21 protein-coding genes, 1 tRNA gene and 1 riboswitch are annotated in these 24,108 nt (G+C 67.3%); of the genes, 17 read left to right on the forward strand and 5 right to left on the reverse strand.

Translation table 11 applies throughout. The features are described 5' to 3' along the window. Nucleotides 1-11 precede the first annotated feature (11 nt). From gcvH to OHA10_RS28175, 15 genes are all read left to right on the forward strand, one after another. Complete coding sequence (gene gcvH, locus OHA10_RS28105; protein WP_371401755.1) at nucleotides 12-395, forward strand: glycine cleavage system protein GcvH; 384 nt, start codon at nucleotides 12-14, stop codon at nucleotides 393-395. A gap of 126 nt (nucleotides 396-521) precedes the next feature. After that, nucleotides 522-1,058, forward strand: coding sequence for an FHA domain-containing protein (locus tag OHA10_RS28110; RefSeq protein ID WP_371401756.1), 537 nt, complete (start codon nucleotides 522-524; stop codon nucleotides 1,056-1,058). Next, nucleotides 1,045-1,758 carry a MerR family transcriptional regulator gene (locus OHA10_RS28115; protein ID WP_371401757.1) on the forward strand — a complete coding sequence of 238 codons (714 nt, stop codon included), beginning with the start codon at nucleotides 1,045-1,047 and terminating at the stop codon, nucleotides 1,756-1,758. Before OHA10_RS28110 ends, OHA10_RS28115 begins: the two co-directional genes overlap by 14 nt. 49 nt (nucleotides 1,759-1,807) lie before the next feature. Beyond that, the gene (locus OHA10_RS28120; RefSeq protein WP_371401758.1) at nucleotides 1,808-2,299 is read left to right on the forward strand and encodes a bifunctional nuclease family protein; all 492 of its coding nucleotides are present in this window, start codon (nucleotides 1,808-1,810) and stop codon (nucleotides 2,297-2,299) included. 320 nt (nucleotides 2,300-2,619) lie between these two features. Then, entirely contained in the window at nucleotides 2,620-3,126 is a 507-nt protein-coding gene (locus OHA10_RS28125; protein WP_233714804.1) for a MerR family transcriptional regulator, read from the forward strand. Between the two features lie 179 nt (nucleotides 3,127-3,305). Continuing rightward, nucleotides 3,306-3,395, forward strand: a riboswitch (glycine riboswitch). A gap of 70 nt (nucleotides 3,396-3,465) precedes the next feature. After that, nucleotides 3,466-6,297, forward strand: coding sequence for an aminomethyl-transferring glycine dehydrogenase (gene gcvP / locus OHA10_RS28130; RefSeq protein ID WP_371401759.1), 2,832 nt, complete (start codon nucleotides 3,466-3,468; stop codon nucleotides 6,295-6,297). Continuing rightward, a complete protein-coding gene (locus OHA10_RS28135; RefSeq protein ID WP_371401760.1) occupies nucleotides 6,297-7,595 on the forward strand; it encodes a serine hydrolase domain-containing protein in 1,299 nt (432 codons plus the stop codon). Before gcvP ends, OHA10_RS28135 begins: the two co-directional genes overlap by 1 nt. A 14-nt stretch (nucleotides 7,596-7,609) precedes the next feature. Continuing rightward, nucleotides 7,610-7,681: transfer RNA gene (locus OHA10_RS28140), tRNA-Tyr, on the forward strand. Between the two features lie 32 nt (nucleotides 7,682-7,713). After that, entirely contained in the window at nucleotides 7,714-10,005 is a 2,292-nt protein-coding gene (locus OHA10_RS28145; RefSeq protein ID WP_371401761.1) for a hypothetical protein, read from the forward strand. An 83-nt stretch (nucleotides 10,006-10,088) separates the two neighbouring features. Further along, the gene (locus tag OHA10_RS28150) at nucleotides 10,089-11,576 is read left to right on the forward strand and encodes an aspartate aminotransferase family protein (protein ID WP_371401762.1); all 1,488 of its coding nucleotides are present in this window, start codon (nucleotides 10,089-10,091) and stop codon (nucleotides 11,574-11,576) included. After that, nucleotides 11,573-13,195 carry an IucA/IucC family siderophore biosynthesis protein gene (locus OHA10_RS28155; RefSeq protein WP_371401763.1) on the forward strand — a complete coding sequence of 541 codons (1,623 nt, stop codon included), beginning with the start codon at nucleotides 11,573-11,575 and terminating at the stop codon, nucleotides 13,193-13,195. Before OHA10_RS28150 ends, OHA10_RS28155 begins: the two co-directional genes overlap by 4 nt. 17 nt (nucleotides 13,196-13,212) lie before the next feature. Continuing rightward, on the forward strand, nucleotides 13,213-13,737 hold the full coding sequence (locus OHA10_RS28160; protein ID WP_371401764.1) for a GNAT family N-acetyltransferase: 525 nt from the start codon (nucleotides 13,213-13,215) through the stop codon (nucleotides 13,735-13,737). Nucleotide 13,738: 1 nt separating this feature from the next. Then, nucleotides 13,739-15,001 carry a lysine N(6)-hydroxylase/L-ornithine N(5)-oxygenase family protein gene (locus OHA10_RS28165; RefSeq protein WP_371401765.1) on the forward strand — a complete coding sequence of 421 codons (1,263 nt, stop codon included), beginning with the start codon at nucleotides 13,739-13,741 and terminating at the stop codon, nucleotides 14,999-15,001. Continuing rightward, nucleotides 14,998-16,746 carry an IucA/IucC family siderophore biosynthesis protein gene (locus OHA10_RS28170; RefSeq protein WP_371401766.1) on the forward strand — a complete coding sequence of 583 codons (1,749 nt, stop codon included), beginning with the start codon at nucleotides 14,998-15,000 and terminating at the stop codon, nucleotides 16,744-16,746. The genes OHA10_RS28165 and OHA10_RS28170 overlap by 4 nt, the downstream gene beginning before the upstream one ends. 504 nt (nucleotides 16,747-17,250) lie before the next feature. Continuing rightward, nucleotides 17,251-17,976 (forward strand): hypothetical protein, encoded by a 726-nt coding sequence (locus OHA10_RS28175; RefSeq protein ID WP_371401767.1) that lies wholly within the window; start codon nucleotides 17,251-17,253, stop codon nucleotides 17,974-17,976. Nucleotides 17,977-18,014: 38 nt separating this feature from the next. Here OHA10_RS28175 and OHA10_RS28180 read toward each other — a convergent pair whose 3' ends face one another. The 5 genes from OHA10_RS28180 to OHA10_RS28200 form a co-directional block, all read right to left on the reverse strand. Then, nucleotides 18,015-18,524 carry a hypothetical protein gene (locus OHA10_RS28180; protein ID WP_371401769.1) on the reverse strand — a complete coding sequence of 170 codons (510 nt, stop codon included), beginning with the start codon at nucleotides 18,522-18,524 and terminating at the stop codon, nucleotides 18,015-18,017. Between the two features lie 372 nt (nucleotides 18,525-18,896). After that, nucleotides 18,897-19,142, reverse strand: a complete 246-nt coding sequence (locus OHA10_RS28185) for a hypothetical protein (protein ID WP_371401770.1) — start codon at nucleotides 19,140-19,142, stop codon at nucleotides 18,897-18,899. A 221-nt stretch (nucleotides 19,143-19,363) separates the two neighbouring features. Beyond that, on the reverse strand, nucleotides 19,364-20,890 hold the full coding sequence (locus OHA10_RS28190) for a PfkB family carbohydrate kinase (protein WP_371401771.1): 1,527 nt from the start codon (nucleotides 20,888-20,890) through the stop codon (nucleotides 19,364-19,366). A 126-nt stretch (nucleotides 20,891-21,016) separates the two neighbouring features. Next, nucleotides 21,017-21,238 carry a hypothetical protein gene (locus OHA10_RS28195; protein ID WP_371401772.1) on the reverse strand — a complete coding sequence of 74 codons (222 nt, stop codon included), beginning with the start codon at nucleotides 21,236-21,238 and terminating at the stop codon, nucleotides 21,017-21,019. 5 nt (nucleotides 21,239-21,243) lie between these two features. Next, on the reverse strand, nucleotides 21,244-22,533 hold the full coding sequence (locus OHA10_RS28200; RefSeq protein ID WP_371401773.1) for a carbohydrate kinase family protein: 1,290 nt from the start codon (nucleotides 22,531-22,533) through the stop codon (nucleotides 21,244-21,246). Between the two features lie 258 nt (nucleotides 22,534-22,791). Between OHA10_RS28200 and OHA10_RS28205 the strand changes: the two genes are divergently transcribed. After that, nucleotides 22,792-23,460: a class I SAM-dependent methyltransferase gene (locus tag OHA10_RS28205; RefSeq protein ID WP_371401774.1), complete on the forward strand. Its 669-nt coding sequence runs from the start codon at nucleotides 22,792-22,794 to the stop codon at nucleotides 23,458-23,460. Nucleotides 23,461-23,621: 161 nt separating this feature from the next. Continuing rightward, complete coding sequence (locus OHA10_RS28210; RefSeq protein WP_371401775.1) at nucleotides 23,622-24,053, forward strand: DUF805 domain-containing protein; 432 nt, start codon at nucleotides 23,622-23,624, stop codon at nucleotides 24,051-24,053. Nucleotides 24,054-24,108 lie beyond the last annotated feature (55 nt).

The following is a 24,108-nucleotide window of genomic DNA, read 5'->3' on the forward strand; positions in this document are numbered from 1 at the left end:
GAGGAACGAAGGTGTACCCCGAAGACCTGAAGTACACGGCCGAGCACGAGTGGCTGAAGGCCGGCAGCGAGGGACCGGTGCGGGTCGGTATCACCGACTTCGCGCAGGACGCTCTCGGTGACATCGTGTACGTGCAGCTGCCCGAGGTCGGCAGCACGGTGCGGGCCGGCGACGCCTGTGGGGAGCTGGAGTCGACCAAGAGCGTCAGCGACCTGTTCGCCCCGGTGAACGGCACCGTAACCGCGGTGAACGAGGCGCTGGCCGACCAGCCCGACCTGGTGAACAGCGACCCGTACGGCGAGGGCTGGCTGCTCGACATCGAGGTCGAGGACGCGGCCGAGGTCGCCGCGCTGATGGACGCCGATGCCTATCAGGGACAGCTCGACCAGAGCTGATAGGTTTTGGGCCTCAACCGCTGGTCGAGGGTTGAGGCCCTTTCATCTTGTTCCAGCACGTCACACTGTTCATACGGGGTCTATCGAAAACGTCGCCGGACACCCGGCGATCGGGAGGATCACAGCATGCCGTTCTGCAACCAGTGCGGGCACGAGAACTCCGAGGGCAGCCGGTTCTGCTCGCAGTGCGGAGCGATGCTGCCTGGCGCGGACCGCCCGGCGGCAGCACCGGCGACCCCTCAGCCGACGCCGGGCGTCACCGACACCGCAATGCTGACTCCGATCGGCGCCGAGCCGGAGCCGGAGCAGACCGGTGAGCCGCTGTCCGCCGACGACGAGGCCGCCGTCGGCGCCCTGCCGGCCGGATCGGCCCTGCTGATCGTCCAGCGCGGCCCGAACGCGGGCAGCCGGTTCCTGCTCGACGTCGACGTCGTCACCGCAGGCCGCCACCCGGACAGCGACATCTTCCTCGACGACGTGACCGTGTCCCGCCGGCACGCGGAGTTCCGCCGCGACACGTACGGCGTGAAGGTCCGCGACGTCGGCAGCCTGAACGGCACCTACGTCAACCGCGACCGGATCGACGAGGTCCAGCTGAACAACGGTGACGAGGTTCAGATCGGCAAGTACCGGCTGGTGTACTACGCCAGTGGCCAGGCCTGATCCGAGCGCCGCTGATTCCACGGCCGGAGGGCCGGCGGAAGGTCGCGGCATCGGTCAGGTACTGCAGCTGCTGCAGGCCGAGTTCGCCGACGTCACGATCTCCAAGATCCGGTTCCTCGAGGCCGAGGGACTGGTGACGCCTGCCCGCACGGCGTCGGGGTACCGCAAATTCAGTGCCGCCGACGTCGAGCGGCTGCGCTACGTGCTGACCGCGCAACGCGACCAGTACCTGCCGCTGAAGGTGATCAAGGAACATCTCGGCGCCATCGACCGCGGCCTACGGCCTGCCGCCGCGGGTCCGCCGGTCGCGCCGAGCTCGTTGCCGCAGACCCCCGGTCAGCCGGTCGCGGACGATTTCGGTGCCCCGGGCACCGAGCTGCGGCTGACCCGGACCGAGCTGCTGGCCGCCGCGGGCGTCTCCGCCGAGTTGCTCGGTGAGCTGGAGAGCCACGGCCTGGTGGTGGCCAGCGGCAACCACTATGCGGGTGACGCGATCGTGATCGCCCAGGTCGCCGCAGAGCTGGCCGGGTACGGCCTCGAGCCGAGGCACCTGCGCGCGTTCCGTACGGCGGCCGACCGGGAGGTCGGGCTGATCGAGCAGGTGACCGGACCCCGCCGTACCGAGCAGACCGGGGAGCTGGCGGCGCTGACGGTTCGGTTGCATACCGCACTGGTCCGTTCCCGGCTGCCACGTCCGTAGCGAACCCGGTGGGGCAGCTTGGGGCTTCCCTGCGGAGTAGGCTGAAGGTGTGCGCGAAGTCGACGTGGTCGGAGTCCGGGTTGAGATGCCCTCTAGTCAGCCGATCGTGCTGCTGAAAGAGGTCGGCGGAGAGCGGTATCTGCCGATCTGGATCGGGGCCGCCGAGGCCAGTGCGATCGCGTTCGCCCAGCAGGGCATGGAGCCGCCCCGGCCGCTGACGCACGATCTGTTCGCGGAGACCATCCGGGTGCTCGGGCACACGCTCAGCCAGGTCCGGATCGTGAACCTCAACGACGGCATCTTCGAGGCGATCCTGGTGTTCGACGACAAGACCGAGATCTCCGCACGGCCGTCAGACTCGATCGCGCTCGCGCTGCGTACCGGTACCCCGGTGTTCTGCGCGGAGGAGATCCTGGCCGAGGCCGGCATCCCGGTCCCGGAGAGTGAGACGGCCGACGACGAGGTGGTGGAGGAAGAGGAGGTCGAGCGGTTCCGCGAGTTCCTCGACCAGGTGACCCCGGAGGACTTCGACAAGAGTTGAACCCACCCGGGGATTTGGCTCCAGGTGGTACAAGATCGGCTTGGTAACGATTCGTACGGCGGTCGCGACACGCTCCCGGCTCGGTGCGGTTGTCGTTGACCCGGTCAGGGTGGCGGCTTACCGTGAAGGAGTCGTGGGGTGTTGTCACTCCACGCAGATGGCTCGTTCCAGTCGGTATCCAGGGAGGCTCAGGCGTGACACGCACCGGCGACACGGATCTGACGGCGCAGTCGACGTCCGACGCGCACGCCGAGGCTGTGGCAGCTGCTACGGCCACCGCCGGCGTCCAGGGTCTGCTGTTCGACGACGACCTGCGGCCGATGCCGGAGGATGTCGGGTTCCGCGGCCCGACGGCCTGCGCCGCGGCCGGGATCACCTACCGGCAGCTCGACTACTGGGCGCGGACCGGTCTGGTCTCGCCGTCGGTTCGCCCGGCGACCGGCTCCGGGACGCAGCGGTTGTACGGTTTCCGTGACGTTCTGTTGCTGAAGGTGATCAAGCGGCTGCTCGACGCCGGGATCTCGCTGCAGCAGATCCGGACCGCGATCGCCCACCTGAGCAAGCGCGGCTTCGACGACCTGACCCAGATCACGCTGATGAGCGACGGCGCGTCGGTCTACATGTGCTCGTCACCCGACGAGGTGATCGACCTGCTGGCCGGCGGCCAGGGTGTGTTCGGTATCGCGCTCGGCGGGGTCTGGCGCGAGGTCGAGGGCTCGCTGTCCGAGCTGCCCACGGAGCGCGCCGACGGCCACGACGAAGGCGACTCCGACGGCCACGCGGGCGACGAGCTCGCTGCCCGCCGTCGCGCCCGCATGACGGGCTGACACAGCTTTACTCTGTGCGCCCACTCACTACTGACTCGCTCCGTGGTGTGTGGGCGACGATGTTGCTGCCGCTGAACGCAGACGACTCGATCGACTTCACTCGTCTCGAGTCGAGGCCCGCCGCCAGGCGACTGCTGCCCGAACTGTTCGAAGATTCCTGGTAGCCTCGACTCAGCCGTACACAGCACTCGGGAGAGACCCGTGTCATCGGGCGCCGAAGGGGCAATTCCTCCCCGGAACCTCTCAGGCCCATGGACCGAGTGCCACAGGCGACTCTGGAGCGTGCTCGCGTGACAGAGGGGGAGGCGACCGGAAGCATTGTCAGCAACGGAGCCTCTGATGACCGAACTGTCCGCAATCTTTGCCGACCGCCACATCGGGCCACGCCCAGACGAGGTCGCTCGCATGGTGCAGCTGCTCGGGTACGCCGACGTCGACGCGCTGGTCGACGCCGCCGTGCCCGACTCGATCCGGTCGGCCGAGCCGCTCCGGCTGCCTGAACCGGCGTCCGAGGTCGACGCGCTGACCGAGCTCCGCCAGCTCGCCGCCCGCAACAACATCGCGACCTCGATGATCGGCCAGGGGTACTACGGCACGTTCACGCCGTCGGTGATCGTGCGCCGACTGGTCGAGAACCCGGCGTGGTACACGGCCTACACGCCGTACCAGCCAGAGATCTCCCAGGGCCGGCTCGAGGCGCTGCTGAACTTCCAGACCGTTGTCTCCGACCTGACCGGTCTGCCGACCGCGAACGCGTCGCTGCTCGACGAGGGCACCGCGGCCGCCGAGGCGATGACGCTGGCCCACCGCTCGAACAAGAAGAGCAAGTCGGACCGCTACCTGGTCGACGCCGATTGCTTTGCCCAGACGATCGCCGTCGTGCAGACGCGCGCCGAGGCGCTCGGCATCGAGGTCGTCGTCGCCGACACCACCGAGGGCCTGCCCGAGGGCGACTTCTTCGGTCTCCTCGTGCAGTATCCGGGCTCCAACGGCGCTGTCCGCGACCTCAAGCCGCTGATCGAGGCGGCCCACGAGCGCGACACGTTGGTTGCCGTGGCCTCCGATCTGCTCGCGCTGACGTTGCTCGAGGCACCGGGCGAGGCCGGCGCCGACATCGTCATCGGTTCGTCGCAGCGCTTCGGCGTACCGCTGTTCTACGGCGGTCCGCACGCCGGCTTCATGTCCGTGCGCGCCGGCCTCGAGCGGTCGTTGCCCGGTCGCCTCGTCGGCGTATCGGTCGACGCCGACGGCGCCCCGGCGTACCGGCTGGCGCTCCAGACCCGCGAGCAGCACATCCGCCGCGAGAAGGCGACCTCGAACATCTGTACGGCGCAGGTCCTGCTGGCCGTCGTCGCGTCGATGTACGCCGTCTACCACGGACCGGACGGGCTGAAGGCGATCGCGGAGCGGGTGCACAACTACGCCGGCAAGCTGGCCGCCTCGCTGCGGGCAGGCGGGGTCGAGGTCGTGCACGACGACTTCTTCGACACGGTCCTGGCCCGCGTCCCGGGTCAGGCCGCCGACGTGGTCGACGCCGCCCGGCAGAACGGGATCTGGCTGCGGCTCGTCGACGCGGATCACGTCGGTATCTCCTGCGACGAGAAGACCGACGTCGCCACGCTGACCCGGGTCTGCCAGTCCTTCGGCGTTCAGTACGACGACACGCTCGGTGCCGCCGCGATCGCAGTACCGCGGACGACGGAGTACCTGACGCACCCGGTGTTCAACACGCACCGGTCCGAGACGGCGATGCTGCGGTACCTGCGCAAGCTGTCCGACAAGGACTACGCACTCGACCGCGGGATGATCCCGCTCGGCTCCTGCACGATGAAGCTGAACGCGACCACCGAGATGGAGCCGGTCACCTGGCCGGAGTTCGCCGACGTGCACCCGTTCGCGCCGATCGAGGACGCGGCCGGGTACGTGAAGCTGATCGGTCAGCTCGAGCGCTGGCTCGCCGAGGTCACCGGCTACGCGAAGGTCTCGATCCAGCCGAACGCCGGCTCGCAGGGCGAACTGGCCGGTCTGCTCGCGATCCGTGGCTACCACCGGGCCCAGGGCAACGAAGACCGCAACGTCTGCCTGATCCCGGCATCGGCGCACGGCACGAACGCCGCCTCGGCAGTGATGGCCGGCATGAAGGTGGTCGTTGTCAAGGGCAACGATGACGGCACGATCGACCTGGACGACCTGCGGGCCAAGGCCTCCGAGCACGCTTCGAAGCTTGCGGCGATCATGATCACGTACCCGTCGACGCACGGTGTGTACGAGGAGAGTGTCCGCGAGGTCTGCCAGATCGTCCACGACCACGGCGGCCAGGTGTACGTCGACGGCGCGAACCTGAACGCCCTGCTCGGGCTGGCGAAGCCCGGCGAGTTCGGCGGCGACGTCAGCCACCTGAACCTGCACAAGACGTTCTGCATCCCGCACGGCGGTGGCGGTCCGGGTGTCGGCCCGGTCGGTGTCGCGGCGCACCTGGCGCCGTACCTGCCGAACCACCCGCTGCTCGACCAGGCCGGTCCGGAGTCCGGGGTCGGCCCGATCAGCGCGGCGCCGTTCGGGTCCGCGGGCGTGCTGGCGATCTCGTGGGCGTACGTCCGGATGATGGGCGCCGAGGGGCTGACCGCGGCGACGAAGACCGCCGTACTGAGCGCGAACTACGTGGCGAAGCGGCTCGAGGGCGCGTTCCCGGTGCTGTACACGGGTGAGAACGGCCTGGTCGCGCACGAGTGCATCCTGGATCTGCGGCCGATGACCAAGGAGACCGGGATCAGCGTCGACGACGTCGCGAAGCGGCTGATCGACTACGGCTTCCACGCACCGACCATGTCGTTCCCGGTCGCGGGCACGCTGATGGTCGAGCCGACCGAGTCCGAGGACCTGGACGAGCTGGACCGCTTCTGCGACGCGATGATCGCGATCCGGCACGAGATCGACCGGGTCGCGGCGGGGGAGTGGCCGGCCGCGGACAACCCCCTGGTCAACGCGCCGCACACCGCCGAGTCGGTGATCAACGACAAGTGGGAGCACGCCTACACTCGCGAGGAGGCCGCGTTCCCACGCTCGGTGGACCGCGCCTCGAAGTACTGGCCGCCGGTCCGCCGCATCGACGGCGCGTACGGCGACCGCAACCTGATCTGCTCCTGCCCGGCACCGGAGGCTTTTGAGTAATGTCTTTGCGTTCTGACACCGCCGCTGCTCTGTACGCCGAGATCGCGGCGGCTCAGAGCGAGGGAAGGCTGCCGTCGGTGAACGGCGGCGTGATCCGGGACGGCGCGCTGGTGTGGACCGGCGCGCGTGGGCGGTTCGCGTCGGCGGGCGGGGCGTTGCCGGGGCCGGACGTGCAGTACCGGATCGGATCGATCACCAAGACGCTGACGGCGATCCTGGTGCTGCAGTGCCGAGACGACGGATTGCTGTCGCTGAACGATGCCGTGGGCAAGCATCTGCCCGGGATCGCGTTCGGGGACCGGACGATCCGGCACCTGCTCGCGCACAGCGGCGGGATGAACGCCGAGCCCGAAGGCCCTTGGTGGGAACGGAATCCAGGGGTCTCGTTCGACGAGCTGACCGCGGCGATGGACGAGTCGCAGGCGGCCGGTCCGGCGGATCGACGGCATCACTACTCGAACCTCGGGTACGGCCTGCTCGGCGAGATCGTGGCGCGGCTGCGGGGAGCGTCGTGGCTGGAGCTGGCGCAGGAACGCATTCTCGATCCGCTGGAGATGCGGCGTACGACGTACTTCCCGTCGACGCCCGCGGCCGAGGGGTTCTCGGTTCATCCTTTCAGCGGGCAGCTGGTGCCGGAGCCGGCGTACGACTCGGGTGCGATGGCACCGGCCGGGCAGTTGTGGAGCACGATCGAGGACCTGGCCCGGTATGCCTCGTTCTGGATCGATCCGGTGCCCGAGGTGCTGAGCCGGGAGACGGTCGAGGAGATGGCGGCTCCGGTCGCGTCGGATCCCCGCGAGGGGCTCACGGCGTCGTACGGTCTCGGGCTGCGGCTGATCGCGGACGATCCGCATCTGCTGATCGGGCACACGGGCTCGATGCCGGGCTTCCTCGCGGGGCTGTTCGTGGATCGGGTACGCCGGATCGGAGCGGTGACGCTCGGTAATGCGACGTACGGGCGAGTGGCCTCGCTGGCGCCTGATCTGGTGCGCGTGCTGGCGGCGTACGAGCCGTCGATCGCGCAGGAGTGGGTGCCCGAGCCGACGCTTGCCCAAGGCACCGACCTGCTCGGTCACTGGTACTGGGGCAACACGCCGCTCACGATCTCCGTCTCCGCGGGCATTCTGCAGCTCAGCGGTGGTCTGACCACGCGTCTTTCCCCGCTGGGACCTGACCTCTACCAAGGCCGCGACGGCTACCTGGCAGGCGAAAAACTGCGGGTCGTCCGCGACGGCGAGACCATCTCGCACCTCGACATCGCCACATTTGTCCTGACGAGAACGCCGTACGGCAGTTAGGCTGTGACGCATTGCATGGAGTAGATCAGGGGTAGATCGCCCGGCTGTAGACCGGGAGGGCGCAGGTTCGAGTCCTGCCTCCATGTCTCTGCACGGCTAGGCAGGGGACGGGGATCCGATGGCGGAGGAGCAGCGGGCGACGGCTTCGGCCGGATATGCGATGGGCCGGCTGGAACAGGCTCTCGAGCGCGCGCTGACCTCCGACGACCTCGCGGTACGACGGCGCGCGGCCGCCCGGGTCGATGCCTGGCGCAACGTTCTCGACGGAATGACCTCCGGCCGGCTGACGGTCGGATCGCGGACTCCGGTCGCCGACACGCCCGCCTCGGTCACGCTCGAGGTGGCGCACGGCGGGTTCGCGACCGGGCGGTATCTGGCGGAGGCGCCGCTGCGCGAGGACGAGCTCGCGCTGGTGCCTTCTGACGCACCCGGGGACAACGATCGGGAGCGGCTCAACCTGTGGTTTCTCAGCGACGAAGGGCTTGCCTCGCTAGGTCAGGCGCTGCGGAGCGGGAACTATCGGATCGATGTGCCGGAAGAGTCGGCGCTGCTGGTTGTCGCCTGGTTGCTCGAGCGAGAGCAGTACGCCGCGGCGCTCGACCTCACGTCCGAGCTGCGGCCGCTGATGCATCGGCTCCGGTTCACGCCGACGTTCAGCGCGTCCTCGACGCCGTCCGGGTCGGTGGTGCGGCGGCAGCCCGTGGCCGAGGTCCGTAGTACGTTGCGGCAGGCAACGGTACGGCCGCGGATCGCTGCCATGCTGGAGACTCTGCGGGTCTGGAACCCGTTGTACGACCGCCTGGTGGCGCTCTGGTGCGACACGGTCGACGACGAACTGCCGCAGCTGGATGCCGACGGTGCGGTCGTCGGCGGATGGCCGTGCCGAGTGTGGCCGGACGACTGGGTGGAACGGCGTTCTCAATGGCTGGACGAGTTCCACGCCGCGGCTGAGGTCCATCGGCAGCCGCGGGACAACTTCGCCCGCCTGCAGGCGGCGCTCGAACGGTGTCCGTCCGACAGCTCGGCCCTGACAGGTCGTGAGGTCGGCTGGATCCGTCGCTCTCTGGCCAACACGATCCAGGCCCACGGCGCCCCCGGATCGGAGGCGCGTGCGGCCTTGCGTACGACGCAGAACGCGGTCGCCGCGCGGCCGACGTACGCGACCTTGGCGCATGTGCTGAGCTGCCGGATGGATCGGTTCCCGGATGACGGTGGGCTGCCGACGCTCGATGCGATCGACGGTGAGGTGACTGCTGACGAGATTCCGGCGGCGGCCGGCTCTGCCATTCCGGCGCATCTGCTTGCGAAGGCGGCGCGGGCGCTGGAGGCTCCGATCGGTGAGTTGGTGGATCGCGGCGTCATCAGCTCGGGGGAGGTGCTCGCGCAGGTGCTGCCGCAGGTCACGTCGCAGTTGCTCGCCGCCAACATCGAGGATCCATCGTTGGCCGCGGCCTACGCCCAGAGCTATGCGGCCTTTCGCCGTCGGCGGAGCCTGTTGCTGCTCAATCTCGAGCATCAGGTGCGGTTCGAGGAGCTTCCGTGGATCGCCGCGGTGGCGCCGTACCGCGATCGGCGTACCCAGGCGACGCGGGCCGCGGCGCAATCGTTGCGCGAGACCACAGCTCTGGCCCTGACCGCCTTCCCGCAGACGATCCTGCCGAATCCGCTGGTTCGTGAGTTCGGCGCGCTCGCCACGCAGGCCGATCTGAAGCTGCCGCTGGTCGAGGAGGTCGCGGCCGACATCTTCATGGGGACGTTCACCGAGAAGTGGCGGCAGGCAGCGACGGTCGCGAGCCGGGTGATGTCCGGGACGCTGTACGCGCGGTACTACGACCTGCCGGCGTCGTGGCCGGCCGTCGAGCAACGCCGGTACAAGCGCTGGGGGAAGGCGACCGCGGACGACTTCGCGGACCTATGCCGCCAACGCTCACGCGAGGCATCGAACGGGGGCGGCGGCCACGTCGCGCAGAACGGGACCGTGCTGGAGCAGAGTCAGATCCTGACCACCCACAACCTGGCTGTGCTGGTCGAGGGGCTGGAGCTGACCGACTGGCTCCGTGAGGTCGCGCCCGAGCTGGCCGACCGCGCGCTCGGCTGGGCGGTGCAGCGGCAGGCCCAGCCGGTGACGTTGACGGGTATCAAGAACACGGCGTACGCATGGCGGCAGGCGATCTTCTACCTCAGCTTCTGCTCGCCGGCCTCGCAAGGTGAGGCGCTGGCGCGGCTCGAGGAGCGGGCCGGCCCGCGATTGGCACCGGCTGTTGCCGGGCTGCAGCAGGTGGTCGCGGGCGAGCGCTTCGACGCCGACGGCCGTACGGCTGGTGGCGGGCGCCGCCTGCTCGGCTGGAGCGCTGGGCCGCACTGGCTGGCGCCGACGGTTCGTGAGGATGTTCACGCTTCGGGTGGTTGAGTTGACACGGTCGGTGAGGCGGGCAAAAGTTAGGTCTGCCTTAGTAAGGGTTGCCTTACTCGACAACTTCCCGGGAGATCTGGATGTCGCAGCCCGCGCGTCTGACCGCGCTGCCAACACCCGTCCGCGATCCGTTCACCGCCCGCTGGCCGCTGGCCTCGACGGTTGCGGATCGGGAGCGTGGACCGTTGCCGCACGGTTCGCCGGAAGCGGTACTGCGCCGGGCCGCCGAAGTACTGGGTGAGCCGCGGGTCCCGTCGACCGGGGTGGGGGAGTCGGCCGCGCTCGACCTGATCGCGGGCCTGCTGGACGAGAACGGCATCGACCTGAGCCACCCGCACGCGGCGGCGCACCTGCAGCCGCCGGTGCTCCAGGTCGCGGTGGACGCGGACGCGCTGGCGTCGGCCTCGAACGCGTCGCTGGACACGTACGACTCCGGTCCGGCGACGCTCGCGATCGAGCAGTGGGTCGTGAAGGCGCTGGCCGGCCTGGCCGGGTTCGGTCCGGAGGCGGACGGCGTACTGACGCCCGGTGGATCGATCTCGAACCTGCTCGCGGTCCTGATCGCCCGTGACAGCGCGGCCGCCGCCGCGGGAGTCGACGTACGGCGGAACGGCGTTGGCGGACTGGTTCGGCCGGTCGTCTTCTGCTCCGAACTGGCTCACTTCTCCGTCCAGCGAGCCTGCGCCGCTCTCGGGCTCGGTGAGTCGGCCGCGATCACGATTCCGTCCGACGACAACTTCCGGATGCGCACCGACGTACTGGCCGACGAGCTCGCCAAGCCCGGCCGTACGCCGGTCGCGGTGATCGCCACGGCCGGTACGACGGACTTCGGCTCGATCGACCCGATCGCCGAGGTCGCCGCGCTGGCGCGGGCGCATGGGGCCTGGGTGCACGTGGACGCGGCGTACGGGTTCGGGGCGCTGTTCTCCGATCGCCTCGCGCCGCTGCTCGCCGAGCTGCCGCTGGCGGACTCGGTCACGCTGGACCTGCACAAGATCGGCTGGCAGCCGGCCGCGACCAGTGTGCTGCTCGTGGCCGATCGGACCCGATTCTCGGCATTCGACCGGTCGGTGGACTACCTGAACCCGGCCGACGACATCGACTCCGGGCTCGACGGTCTGCTCGGACGCAGCCTGCAGACCACCCGCCGTCCGGATGCGGTCAAGGTTGCCACCACGCTGACGGCATACGGCCGGTCCGGACTGGGCACGATGCTCGACACCTGTCACGAGCTCGCGCATGCCGCCGCGGCCCGGGTCGTTGCCGACAGCAACCTCGAGTTGCTGGCGCCGGTGACCCTGACCACGGTGCTGTTCCGGGTCGCCGGGCAGGGACTGGAGACGGCCACCGTGGACGCGCTCCAGGGCGAGGTCCGGCGCCGGTTGCTGACGTCCGGACGGGTGCTGATCGGCCGGACCAAGCTGCCGGCCCGCGGCGGCCGCCCGGCGGCGGTCGCGTTGAAGTTGACGCTGCTGAACCCGAACGCCACCGCGACGGACATCGAGGACCTGCTCGACCAGGTCGTGGCCACCGGCCTCGACGTCCTGACCGGTGAGGGAGCAGCGTGAGTATTGCGGTTGCTGCGCATCTGAACGCGATCCTGCGGTGCTACACCCGGGAATCGTCCGTGCCGGTGGCTGTCGGGCCGTTGTCGTTCGCGGTCGGCTCGTCGACGGTGACTGCCCGGGTCGAGCACGCCTCGCGCACCGGGTTGCACCAGTTCACGGACGTGCTGGTGGACGGCGTACCGGCTGTGCCCGAGGACCTGGTGCGGGTGCTCTCCGCTGATGCTGATCCGGTGGAGATCGACGACCTGGCGGCGCGTACGGCGGAGTCGGTGCGGAACGTCGCGCTGTTCGTCTCCGAGGCCGAGGGGGAGCGCGGGCCCGGGCGCTTCCTGGAGTTCGAGCAGGCGTTGCTGTTCGGGCATCTGAATCATCCCGCGCCCAAGAGCCGGGACGGACTGAGCGGTGCCGAGTTGGCGGCGTACTCGCCGGAGCTGGGCGGCCGTTTCGCGATGCACTGGTTCGAAGCCGACGCCGAGCTGGTGTCGTCGGACCAGGTGGCCGGCGCGCCCTCGCTGCAGGGACTGGACGCTGTGCAGCTGATGGGCGCGCTGGCCGGTATCACCCCGTCGTCCGGCCGGGTGCTGATCCCGGCGCATCCGTGGCAGGCTGCGTCCGTCTTGGAGCGGCCGCGGGTCGCCGCTTTGATCGCTGACGGCCGGGTGAAGGCGCTGGGTCCGCAAGGTGCGGAGTGGTACCCGACGTCCTCGTTGCGAACGGTCTTTCATCCGGACGTGCCGGTGATGCTCAAGTTGTCGCTCGGGTTGCGGATCACCAACTCGCGGCGTGAGTCGACGCCGACCGAGCTGCGGCGCGGCCTGGAGATCAACCGGCTGCTGGACGCGGCGTACAACGCCGGGACGGCGACCGCGCACCCGCGCTTCAGCATCGTCAGGGACCCGGCCTGGGTTGCTCTGGACGAGGGTGGGCCGACATTGACCGGTCTTGACGTTGCCGTGCGGGAGGTGCCGGCAGACGTCAACAGCTACGCGTGTTTGGCGGGGCTGCTCGCGCCTCGGGCTGGTGGGCTGAGCCGGCTGAGTGTGTACGCCGCGGACGACCCGGCCGGGTGGGTGGCGGAGTACATCGACAACGTGCTGGTCCCGATGCTCCACCTGTACGCCGAGACGGGCATCGGGCTCGAGGCGCATCAGCAGAACACACTGGTGCGGCTGGACGGGGCTGGACGCCTTCGCGGTGGCGCTTATCGCGACAACCAGGGGTACTACCTCGCGTCGTCGTACCTGCGTGGTCTGTTGGCGGTGACGGGGTTGCATGACTCGACGCTGGCGGTGGTCGACGACCCGATTGTGGACGATCGCTTGACCTACTACCTGCTGCACAACCAGGCGCTGGCTGTTGTGGGCTGTCTGGCGGCCGATGGCGTTGCGGACGAGGCTGAGCTGCTTTCGGTGGTGCGGGAGCGGTTGACGCTCGCACTGCCGTTGCTGAAGGCTGCCGGACCCTCTGGCGACCGGCTGGCGCGGCGCTGGCTCGAGGCGGAGACCCTGCCGTGCAAAGCGAACATGCTGACCCGGCTGCGCGGTATCGACGAGGTGGTGGCGCCGTTGGATGCCCAGTCCGTCTATCTCGACGTACCGAACCCGCTGCGGCTCCGGTGAGGTGCGACATCCGGCCGATGCTCCACCTGGACAACGGCTTCGACCTGCGACCCGCCGGCTCTTCCGATGCAGCCCGGATCGCGCTGTGGATGGCGCAGCCGCACATCCAGCAGTGGTGGCACCAGGCCTGGTCGGTCGAGCGCTGGGCCCAAGAGCTGGAACGGCAGTCGTCAGGGGAGCACTCTGTGCCGTGCGTGGCCGCCGTCGACACCGAGGACTTCGGGTACGTCGAGCTGTACCGCGTGCGGCACGACCGGCTGGCGGAGTACTACTCGAGCGGCGAGAACGACTGGGGGATGCACCTCGCCATCGGCGACATCAACCGGGTCGGGCGTGGGCTGGGTCGCGGACTGATCCGAGCGGTTGCTGACGCGTTGCTGCGGGCCGATCCGGCGTGTGAGCGGGTCGTGGCCGAGCCCGACGTACAGAACACCCCGTCCGTCCGCGCGTTCGCCGCGGCGGGCTTCGTCCAGCACGGGGAGCTCCAGCTGCCCGACAAGACCGCAGTACTGATGGTCCGCACCCGGACTCTGGAGGCATGACATGTACGACGTGATCGCGATCGGCTGTGGGCCGTTCAATCTCGGTCTGGCCGCGCTGGCGTCCGAGGTGGATGACCTCTCCGTTGCCGTGCTGGACAGCAGGCCGGAGTTCACATGGCACCGGGGGGTGATGTTCGAGGACGCGATGCTGCAGGTGTCGTTCCTGGCGGACCTGGTGTCGTTGGTGGAGCCGGCGCACCACCTGTCGTTTCTGTCGTTCCTTCGCGCGAATGACCGGCTCTACCAGTTCTACGTGCGGGAGAAGTTCCATCCGACGCGGCGGGAGTACGAGACGTACCTGCGATGGTGTGCTGCACAGCTGGAGTCACTGCACTTCGGCCACCACGTGCGGGACGTGGTCTGGGACGGGTCGGCGTTCTCGTTGACCGTGGAGCGTGGCTCGTCCGTTAAGACCTTTGAGGCTCGGCATCTGGTGGTTGGCGTTGGTACGGAGCCGTTTGTGCCTGCTGCTCTTTCGGGGCTGCCCTCGGAGCGCTTCCTGCACTCTGGGGACTACCTTTACCGTCGCTCTGACCTGTTGAAGGTCGGCCACGTAACCGTCGTCGGCTCTGGGCAGTCTGGCGCTGAATGCTTCTTGGACCTGCTCCGCGCTGAGGGGCCCGCAGTGTCCTGGCTGACACGCACTGGGGCGTTCACACCGCTGGACTACTCGAAGCTGGTGCTGGAGATGACGACGCCGTCGTACGTCGACTACTTCCACGCACTGGACGAGCCGGTACGCGACCAACTGGTGAAGGACCAGTGGCGCCACTACAAGGGCATCTCGTCGGAGACCCTGGAAGACATCCACGACGTCCTCTACGCGCGGGACCTGAGCGCTGCGCCCGCCGAGCTGCAGGTCGGCGTCGGCGTCGTCTCCGCGGTCGCCCGCGCCGACCGCCTCGAACTCACCATGCTCCACGCCGACAGCGGCAAGACCTTCCACCACACCACCGACGCCGTAGTAGCCGCCACCGGCTACCGCAACCGCCCGCTGCCCTTCATGGAGTCGCTGCAGCCTGCGATCCAGCACGACGCCGCCGGCCGCTGGGTGATCAACCGTGACCACAGCGTCTCAGCCGCCGACGGTCTGGCCGGCCGCCTCTTCGTAGCCAACGCCGACCTCCACTCCCACGGCGTAGCAGCCCCCGACCTAGGCCTCGGCGCCATCCGCAACGCCACCATCCTCAACACCATCGCCGCCCGCGAACTCTTCCCCCTCCCCAAATCCACCACCTTCACCACCTTTGCGATCCCCGGATGACAGACCTCTGGACGTCGTGCTCTTCGCAGCTGCTGGCGAAGCTGATCTCCCAGTTCTCCACCGAGGGTCTACTCGACCCCTCGACTCCGGACCCGGCCGGCTCGCCGGTCGTCTACCGCCTGGAGCTCGGCGCGGCTTCCTATACCTTCACTGCCACCCGCGGCGGCTTCGGCAGCTGGCGCGTCGATCCGGGCACGATCCGCCGTACAACTGCAGGCATCCTCGGCAACGACGAGAGCGAACCCGCCACCGACCCCATCCAGTTCTTCGTAGAAGCAGCCGACGTACTGCGAGTGGACGGCTCAACCGTCGCCGGCTACGTAGCCGAACTCACGAACACCCTGGCCGCCGACGTCCGAATGGCTGCCTCCGCCGTACCGGCTGCTGAGCTCCTGGACCTCCACCACACCCGCCTGGAAGGCCACCTGACCGGCCACCCCCTCCTGGTAGCCAACAAGGGCCGCCTAGGCTTCTCCGCCTCCGACACAGCCCGCTACGCCCCCGAAGCCCGCACCCCGCTCCACCTAACCTGGCTAGCCGTACGCCGAGGCCTAGCCGAATTCCGCGGCACCCCCGACCTCTCCGAACACGCCGTCATAGCCCGCGAACTGGACCCACCCGTAGTGGAGGCATTCCGCGCGCGCCTCGACGACCCCGACGCCTACGTCTGGCTCCCGTGCCACCCCTGGCAACTCGACCACGTCATCCGCACCCAATGGTCCCGAGAACTAGCCACCAACGAAATCGTTGTCCTGGGGGAGTCCCCCGACGAGTACCTCCCCACCCAATCCATCCGCACCATGGTCAACATCACCCGCCCGGACCGCTACCAGGTCAAGCTCCCCCTGAAGATCCTCAACACCTCCGTCTACCGAGGCATCCCCACCCACTGCTCCCTAGCCGCCCCCATGCTCACCCAATGGCTCCGAGGCCTCTGGTCCCGAGACGACCTCTTCCAATCCCTAGGCACCGAACTCCTAGGCGAAGTCGCCTCCGTAACCGCCCCCCACCCCCAACTCTCGATGTCCCCGGGCATCCCATATCAATGGACCGAAACCCTCGGCGTCATCTGGCGAGACCCGATCGACCCCCGCCTCCAAGACGGCGAATCGGTCTGGCCCCTAGCAGCCGTCTTACATCCTGGACTAGCGGAAGAACTGATCGCCCGCTCCGGAGCCGACCCGCAAGCCTGGCTGAGCCGCCTCCTCTCTACCCTCTTCCGCCCTTTGCTCCACCTGCTCCACCACTACGGCATCACCGTCAACCCACACGGTGAAAACCTAGCCATCATCTGCGACCCCTCCGGCCTCCCCGCCCGCCTCGTCATCAAGGACCTGGTCGACGACATCAACGTCTCCACCATCCCAATAGTTGCCCGAGGCATCGAGCCGGACTCTCACGCCCGAGTACTCCCACGCAAACCGTGGCCCATCCTCCGCCAGTACGTCGTCGACGCCCTCCTCCTCGGCGTCCTCAACCCCCTGGCCGCCAAATCCCTAATCCCAGAAGACATCTTCTGGGGTATCGCTCTAGCCGAAGTACACCGCTACACCCAGAACCACCCCGAATACACCGACCGCCTGGCAGCCACCGCCCTGACCGCCCCAACCTTCCTCCGCTACCCCTTGAACGGCTACCGCCTGACCCTCGGCTACACCGACCTGGCCACCCGCCCACCCATCCCCGTCACCGGCACCATCCCCAACCCGTTGCACACAGCCACCCCAATCCCCTTGCAATATTGACCTTGCGCCCCCAATCCGGCAGCGCCCACAATGCCGATTGACACTTGTTGCTCCGCCAACGAGTGACAGATTCAAGCGAGGGATCGGGGGGCAACCGTGTCAAACTCTGCCCTGGCAGGCTGCGTTCCAAAGACGGACGCGCCCACGTCTGTGCATCTCCCCGCCGATGCACTCGATGCCGAGGATCGCTGCGCGGAACTGGTACCGGCGCGCCGGACCGCGTTGTCGTGGAGAGGTGTAGCGATGTCACAGCAAGTCGCTACCATCCAGACGATGCCCACAATGAATGCCGTCGCGGAAACCCCTCGGCCCTGCGACGGACGCCAGGATCGGGAGGTGCGAACTGGTTCCCGGCGCCGATCCGTGGCTGGCGCCTTACGGATCACGGATGTCGATCCCACAGACGGTTTGCTGGGCCTGGCTCGTCTCTGGGGTGTGAACCGACGCGAACTCGCCGTACGCACTCGCCTGCACCTACCGTGTTACGCGGATGCTGATGGGACCGTGAGCTACTGGGCGGCCGTGGGTGTCGTGGTCAGCAGCGCTGCTCGGCTCCGCAGCGATCAACGAGCTGTGCGCGATCTGATTCCACGGCGGAAATATGCTCTCTCGGACCTCGAGTTCCGGCGGATCGGCAAGGATGCTGATCGGGTCTTCAACAGCATGCACTACCTTCGGAACGCCCGGCGCGGTTCACTCAACTTCGCTCTGGTCGACAAGCAGACGGGTACGCCGGTGACGATGTGCAGCGCCTCACCGCTCGAGTGGAGGCGTGTGGCCGACGTGCTGCGGTCGCAGTTCGACGTGCCGCGAGCGGCTGCCTGGGATCTGTCTCGGGTCTATTCGTTCGACGGCGCTCCTGCCAACGCGGTCTCACACCTGCTCGCTCAGGTGCGGAAATACTTCCGGCAGCAGGGCGATGTCGAGCTGCTCACAACTGTCGTAGATCCGAATCTTGGATTCACCGGGGTCAGCTACCGTGCATCGAATTGGCAGCAGTGGATGACCGTCCGGGCGCGGCCGTACTTGTACTACAAAGGCAAGTACATGAGCTTGCGTGAGATGTGGGCTGAATTCCCGTCCGTCCGGCGGATCGACGACCTCTGTGCCGTGGACCGGAAAGCGACGAGGAGTCAGGTCGAGCTCAAGGACTCGTTGATCTTCTGCTGCCGTATCCGCGGCGCCACAGAACGGGTGACATCCGAGGCGCAGCAGCGCATCCTCCGGTGACACGTGCCGCGGTTGCCTGCTCGGCATTCGTCCGAATGCTAGAAGAATCTCTTCAGGCGTTCAGGCATCACCGGAAGGTGTTCGGGGCCCAAAGATGTGACAAGTCTCCCCAGGCGATCTTGCACCTCGTCCTTGTCGAACTCCTCGGGGCTGAGCCGGAGGCTGGTCTCGTAGGACATCCCGTAGTTCGTGCAGATGCTGTCGTGAGACGAGCACAGGACGTCAAGGCCGTTGAACATCGCCGACTGGTCGCAGGTGAGGTCGATGACGGTCCTGTCCGGATCGTCCGAAGCGCCGATCTCCAGCCAGCAGTGATCGAGAAGATTGTTCGAGGACTCACGAACGGCCCGCACATCGCCATAGCAATAGACGGCCGGTTCGGAGTGAATATCTTGCAGGACGACCATCAGCCAGGCGGATGTCACCCCACATTGTCCGGTAGACGGTGTCTCTCTGTGATCGGCGAATCGCCAATGAACAGTTTTCTCCCCCCATGCCGCCGACACCAGACCTCGATATGTCGTCAGCTCGGCACGCCAGTCGGTCACCCGACCAGCTGAGCCAGGCCGAAGATTCGCACCGGACACCTCAGGACATCGCTTCCTCTTGTGCGATGCCGAGGCGGAGCTCATCAGGTGGATGAGCGGTCTGCCGGCGGGCCGAGGGTCGGCCGTCGACGACTCCGCATGCGGCACAGCATGCTGATGGCGTGCGTGGGCCGCGGTAGCTGGCCAACCACACAGAGTTATCCGCGTGATGCTAGCAGCGCTATCGGAGGACCGCCAGATCGCCCGCCCAGGTACTCGGATACTGCCCCTGCTCCGGTCGCCGGCGCCTCTCGATCGTGAGGTCATCGTGCACAGCACCGTACTGCCTCCTTCGCTGGGCGCCGTGGTCTGTTGACCACGGCGCCTCGTCTGTCAGCGGGGTTGGGGTGTAGGTGAGGATGCGGCGTTGTTCCGGTGGTCAGCCTGGACTCGGGCGGGGTCGACGTCGCTGTGGTCGGTGTTCAAGCCCCGAGCGGCCCCGACGATGATGTAGACGCCGAACAGCGCGGCTGCCAGAGTGAGAGCGACGCCGATTTTCAGTGTCGCCTTCGGATTCTTCACGACGACGAAGCAAAGACCGAAGATCCCCGTCAGTACGATTGCCTGGTTAGCGGTCATGATGACCTCGCCTCTTGATCTCGCGCGGCCGACGGGCTCGGGGGTCGGTCCCTGTCGACTCCGCTGAAGGCGCTGGTGGCGCCTTTCATCCATCGTCAACCGGTGCATTTGAGATCGGGAGTACCCAGTTTTGTCAATGGATTCAATTCCCCAGATTGCGCAGGCAGATCTCCGAATAGTTCTCCTTGCCACCGCGCGACCTGATGTTGCCAATTGGCAACTCAACCGCCGGTGCCACTTGGGTTTTGGCGGTAACGCTCTTCGACTGTGGCTCTGGTCGGGTGACTGGGGTCCTGGTGGTAGTTGTCGGCAAAGCTGGACATGGCGGCGGCTGCCCATTGGATGGTGTCGTCAGTGAGAGTGCGATCTTCGATCAGGCGGGCAGCCAGGGCGGCGCAGAAGGCGTCTCGGGTGATGGAGGACTCCTTCACGACGCGGCTGGGGATGGGGATCTGTGCCGGTCCTTTGCCTCGCTCGAAGATGCTTCCACCGCCGGGATCACCGAGCAGGCAGAGTGATCTCAACCCGCGGCTCAGCAGATCTTCGCTCAGGAGCTGAGGGTCGTACTTCGCCTCGTCGGAGAAGGCGAAGCGCTCAAGCTCCCACATGTGGGCAACGAGGTAGTCGATCTGTTTGAGGTGCGGGCTGAGCAGTTGGCCGTCCGCGTACGGCTGGCCCGGGGTGACGATCACAACGGGCGGATCAGCGGCATTGCCGATCAGGTCGAGGACACGCTTCAGAACCGACTGCGGAAGCTCGAAGGTCAGCAGGAGTACGTCGCTGGCGATCAGGGTGTCGGCGTACCGATCGATGGTTGCCGTGTCGAGCTCGACGCCGTCGCGCCAGACGGCTGCTGCGCTGTTGCCAAATGGCAACTCCAGAATCGCCGTCGCGGGAGTCTTGACGTTGGTTCGCTCGATCCGCTGCAGGAGAGCGACATCCACGCCCTCACGTTCGAGATGTGACTCGATCTCCCGGCCGTCGTCGTCAGCGGCGATCGCCGCGAGCAGGGAGACATCGAGTTCCAGGTGTGCGGCTGCGATTGCCTGACTCAGGCCCTTGCCTCCTGGCGTGCGGGTGTAGGTCATCGCCATCGTCGACGTACCGACGTCAGGCATAGAACCGATCCGCCAGATGTGGTCGATCGCGGCGCCACCGAGCACGATCACCTTGCCTGCGGCGGTCGAGTCGACGGTCTGAGCAGTGATTGTCGGGATCGGCTCACCCGGCTCCGAGAGTTCGATCGCGGACCTCGGGTTGACGAGCAGAGCGGCGAGTCGCTCGAAGACCTGATTTTCGGTGCGGGCACGGAGCGTGTGTTCCCCCGGCGGCGGCTCCTCCGGAGGCTCCTCGCCGAGTGCCTCGTGCAACGCGGTCCAGTGCTCCACGAGAACGTTTCGTCGATTGCCGAGCGATCCCGCCGACAGTTGGTGGATCGCTCTCTTCGGAATGTTCCGGGCTTTGTACGCCTCCAGATAGATGCCGAGTTTGAGAGTTGCGTCGGCGATGATCCGGTCTGTCGGGGAGCCGAGAGCCTGGACCTGGCTGGTGATGACCTCGAGTGCCGCTTCGGCCGGCTTATGTCCCGTTTGGACGGCCTGGTTCTGGACGATGGGGAGGCGTAGGAGGGGCTGAGCGGCTCGAGTTGCGAGACGTTTGGCCGTGAGGCCGTCGTAGCGGCGGAGGGACTCCAGGACAGCGACCAGATAAGTGGCCTCGGTCTGTCCTTGGAACAGGTGGTCGGACACGCGTCCCCCAACGCAGCTAGTCAGCAATTCAAGTATGCGGGCGTGGATCGTGCGGCGGGTGGTCGTCAGCGAGTCGTCGCAAGCACTTGATTGAGCGGACCAAGTTGTCCAGCGAGTTGTTGCGACTCAGAAGCGGGAACGGGCCAAGAGGGTGTTGATGCGTTCGCGGGTCGGCATCGAGTTGGAGAGCGGGAAGTCGCTGGTCGCGCAGGACAGCGCGGCTGCGGCCCATCGGGCTACCTGGTCGGAGAATCGGCCCCCGTTGTCGATCAGGCTCGCGGCGAGTGCGGCGCAGAAGGCGTCGCGGGCCTTGGACGACTCTTTGTAGATCGACGGGATCGTCGGCACGCTGATCACTTCTTGGGCCGGGCTCGAGTAGACCGTGCAGCCGCCGTTGACGAGCAGGCAGAGGGTCTCCACCCCGAACGCCAGGAGGTGCCGTGCCACTGGTCCGGGTCGAACGGCGCCACTCCGAGGGATGCGAAGGAGGCGAGTTCCCACGGGTGGGCGACCAGATAGTCGATCCGTGAAAAGGAGACTCCGCTGATCCGCTCATCGACGTACGGCTGACTCGGGGTCACGATGACCAGCGGCCGCGCATCCGCATCCCGATGGGCTAGTGCGAGCGTATGCTGCATCGTCTCCCGCGGCACCTCGAAGGTCACGAGGAGGGCGTCGCAGTCGGACAAGGCATCGTTCCGGTCGTCCAAATCCTGCGGTGTGAGGAACAGTTGGTCGCGGTTGGGCCAGTTGACCGCAATGCCGTCGCCGAGCTCCTGTTCCAAGACTCCGGTGAAGGCCGTACGGCTGCGTGGTACGCGCTTCACCAGCGACGTGTCGACGCCCTCGTCCTGCAAGTACTGGATGATTTCTTCGCCAAATCGGTCGCCCGCGACGGCAGCGATCAGTGAGGTCCGCAGTCCGAGCCGGGCCGTTGCGACGGCCTGGATCAAGGCCTTGCCGCCGGGAGACAAATCGAAGCCATAGGCCTCGCTCGACGTCTCGAGGGCAGGCAGACTCTTGATCCTGAAGGTTGCTTCGATCACCGCGCCGCCGACGACGACCACCCGTCCCGTCGGCGCTTCCTGGCCAGGCGGGAGGGCGTCCAGCGTGACCACGGCCGTGGAGCCGACCGAGTAGATGTTGCGCCGAACCAGCTGGTCGGCGAGTTCGCGCAGTATGGCGGGTTCTGTTGTGCCACGGAGGGCTCGGTCGCTGGGGACCTCGCCTGGCTCGTGACCGAGGGCTCGATGAAGGATGTGCCAGTTGGACAGTAGAGTCTCGCGTCTGCGGCTCAGGGACGTCGTGTAGAGCGACTGGATGACACGGCCTTCGACGTTGGCGCTGGCATACGTTTCTGAATGCAGGCCGAGGGCGAGGATCACGTCGGCGACTATCTGCTGAGCGCTGTCGAGGTCGCTGCGAACGCAGTCACGGACGAGGGCGACGGCGGCGGATGGCAGGTCCAGGTCGTGCACGCTGGCGTATCGCCGGGTGGCGGCGAGTTCCAGCAAAGGGGCAGTGGATGCTGCGCGGCCGGAATGCAAGCGGGGTGCGGTGAGCCCATCGTGCGTGCGAAGCTTCTCCAACACGCCGGCGAGCAACAGCGGGTCTGCCGTCTGCTTGTCGTTGCGATTCGTCATCCGGTCCCCCCGGTGGTCATCGTCCCCACCCAAGTGTGGGGGAGGTTTGAAGCGGTTGTGTATGCGGGGCGACGGAGGTTGTGGGAAAAGCTGTGGATACCGGGAATGGTGGCGGTGGGCATCTAGTCCCCTCGTGAGCGTGGATCCGCTGTCCAGTGGGGAACGGTTCGTCGATCGGGTGCGTCTGGTCCGGGTTCTGGCGTAGGCTGCTGCGGTCTGTCGATCGGCCAGGTCGGTGGGACGAACACGGGGAGCAGGATGAATATTGGGCATGTGGAGCTGGGTAGGGCTCAGCAGGAGCGGTGGGAAGCGGCTTATGCGCGGCGGCCGCAACTGCATGGTGTGGAGCCGTCGGCGGCGGTGGAGTGGGCGGCGGGGGTGTTCGGGGCCGCGGGCATCGATGATGTGCTGGAGCTGGGGGCGGGGCACGGGCGGGATGCGCTTTTCCTGGCTCGGCAGGGATTCAGTGTGCATGCCACCGACTTCAGTGAGGCGGCACTGGATCAGTTGCGGCTGGAGGCGCAGCGGGAGGGGCTCGACGATCGGGTGACGGCGGCGTTGCACGACGTACGGGATCCGTTGCCGGTGGCTGATGCGACGGTCAACGCGGTGTTCGCGAATCTCCTGCTGAACATGGCGTTCTCGCCGGCCGAGCTGCGTTCGCTGGTTGCCGAGATCCACCGGGTTCTCTGTCCTGGCGGGGTTTTCGTGTACGCCGTGTGGTCGACGGCCGATCCGTGTTCGCGGCACTGGAGCCGGCTCGACGACGGATTGTCCGTGCACGACGGGTTCGTCGGGCGGTTCTTCGACGAGTCACTCGTGGGCGAGCTGTCCGAGCAGTGGCAGCTCGACGAGACGACGCCGTACGACGAAGGTCAGCGGCGGATGTGGCGGGTCACGATGACGAAACCCGTGCCCGAAAGCTGAAGCCGGCTCTAGGTGTTCTGGTTCCGAACAGGTGAAGTTGCCTGCCGCATCGGCGTGCCAGATTGCGGTGTGGTCACCAAAGCGAAAAGTTGCATTGACGAACCCGACCGGTTCCGACAGGCTCGGTCCGCGTCTCACCTTCGACCATCGGAGATACAGCAATGCAGTGGTACATCGACGTTCTGAAGAAGTACGCCGTGTTCGACGGCCGGGCCCGCCGCAAAGAGTACTGGATGTTCGTGCTCTTCAACGTGATCGCTTCGATCATCCTGTCCATCCTGGACAGGATCCTCGGGCTCGACTTCGGCTCGGGCTCGAGCAGCTCGTCCGGCTGGTTGTCGACGATCTACAGCCTGGCGGTGCTGCTGCCCACGATCGGTGTGGCGATCCGGCGCATGCACGACACCGGCCGTTCCGGCTGGTGGATCCTGATCAACCTGATCCCGTGTATCGGGTGGATCTGGTTCATCGTGCTGGCTGCCCAGGAGGGCAACGCCGGTGACAACCAGTACGGTCCGGACCCGAAGGCGGCCGAGCGGTTCGGCGGTCCGGGGCAGGCCGGTCCGGCGGAGCCGGGTTACCCGACCGTCTGAGTTCAGACACAACAGAAGGCCCCCGCGACAGCACGTCGCGGGGGCCTTCTGCGTC

Origin of the sequence: Kribbella sp. NBC_00662, assembly GCF_041430295.1 — a bacterium.
Lineage (GTDB): Bacteria > Actinomycetota > Actinomycetes > Propionibacteriales > Kribbellaceae > Kribbella.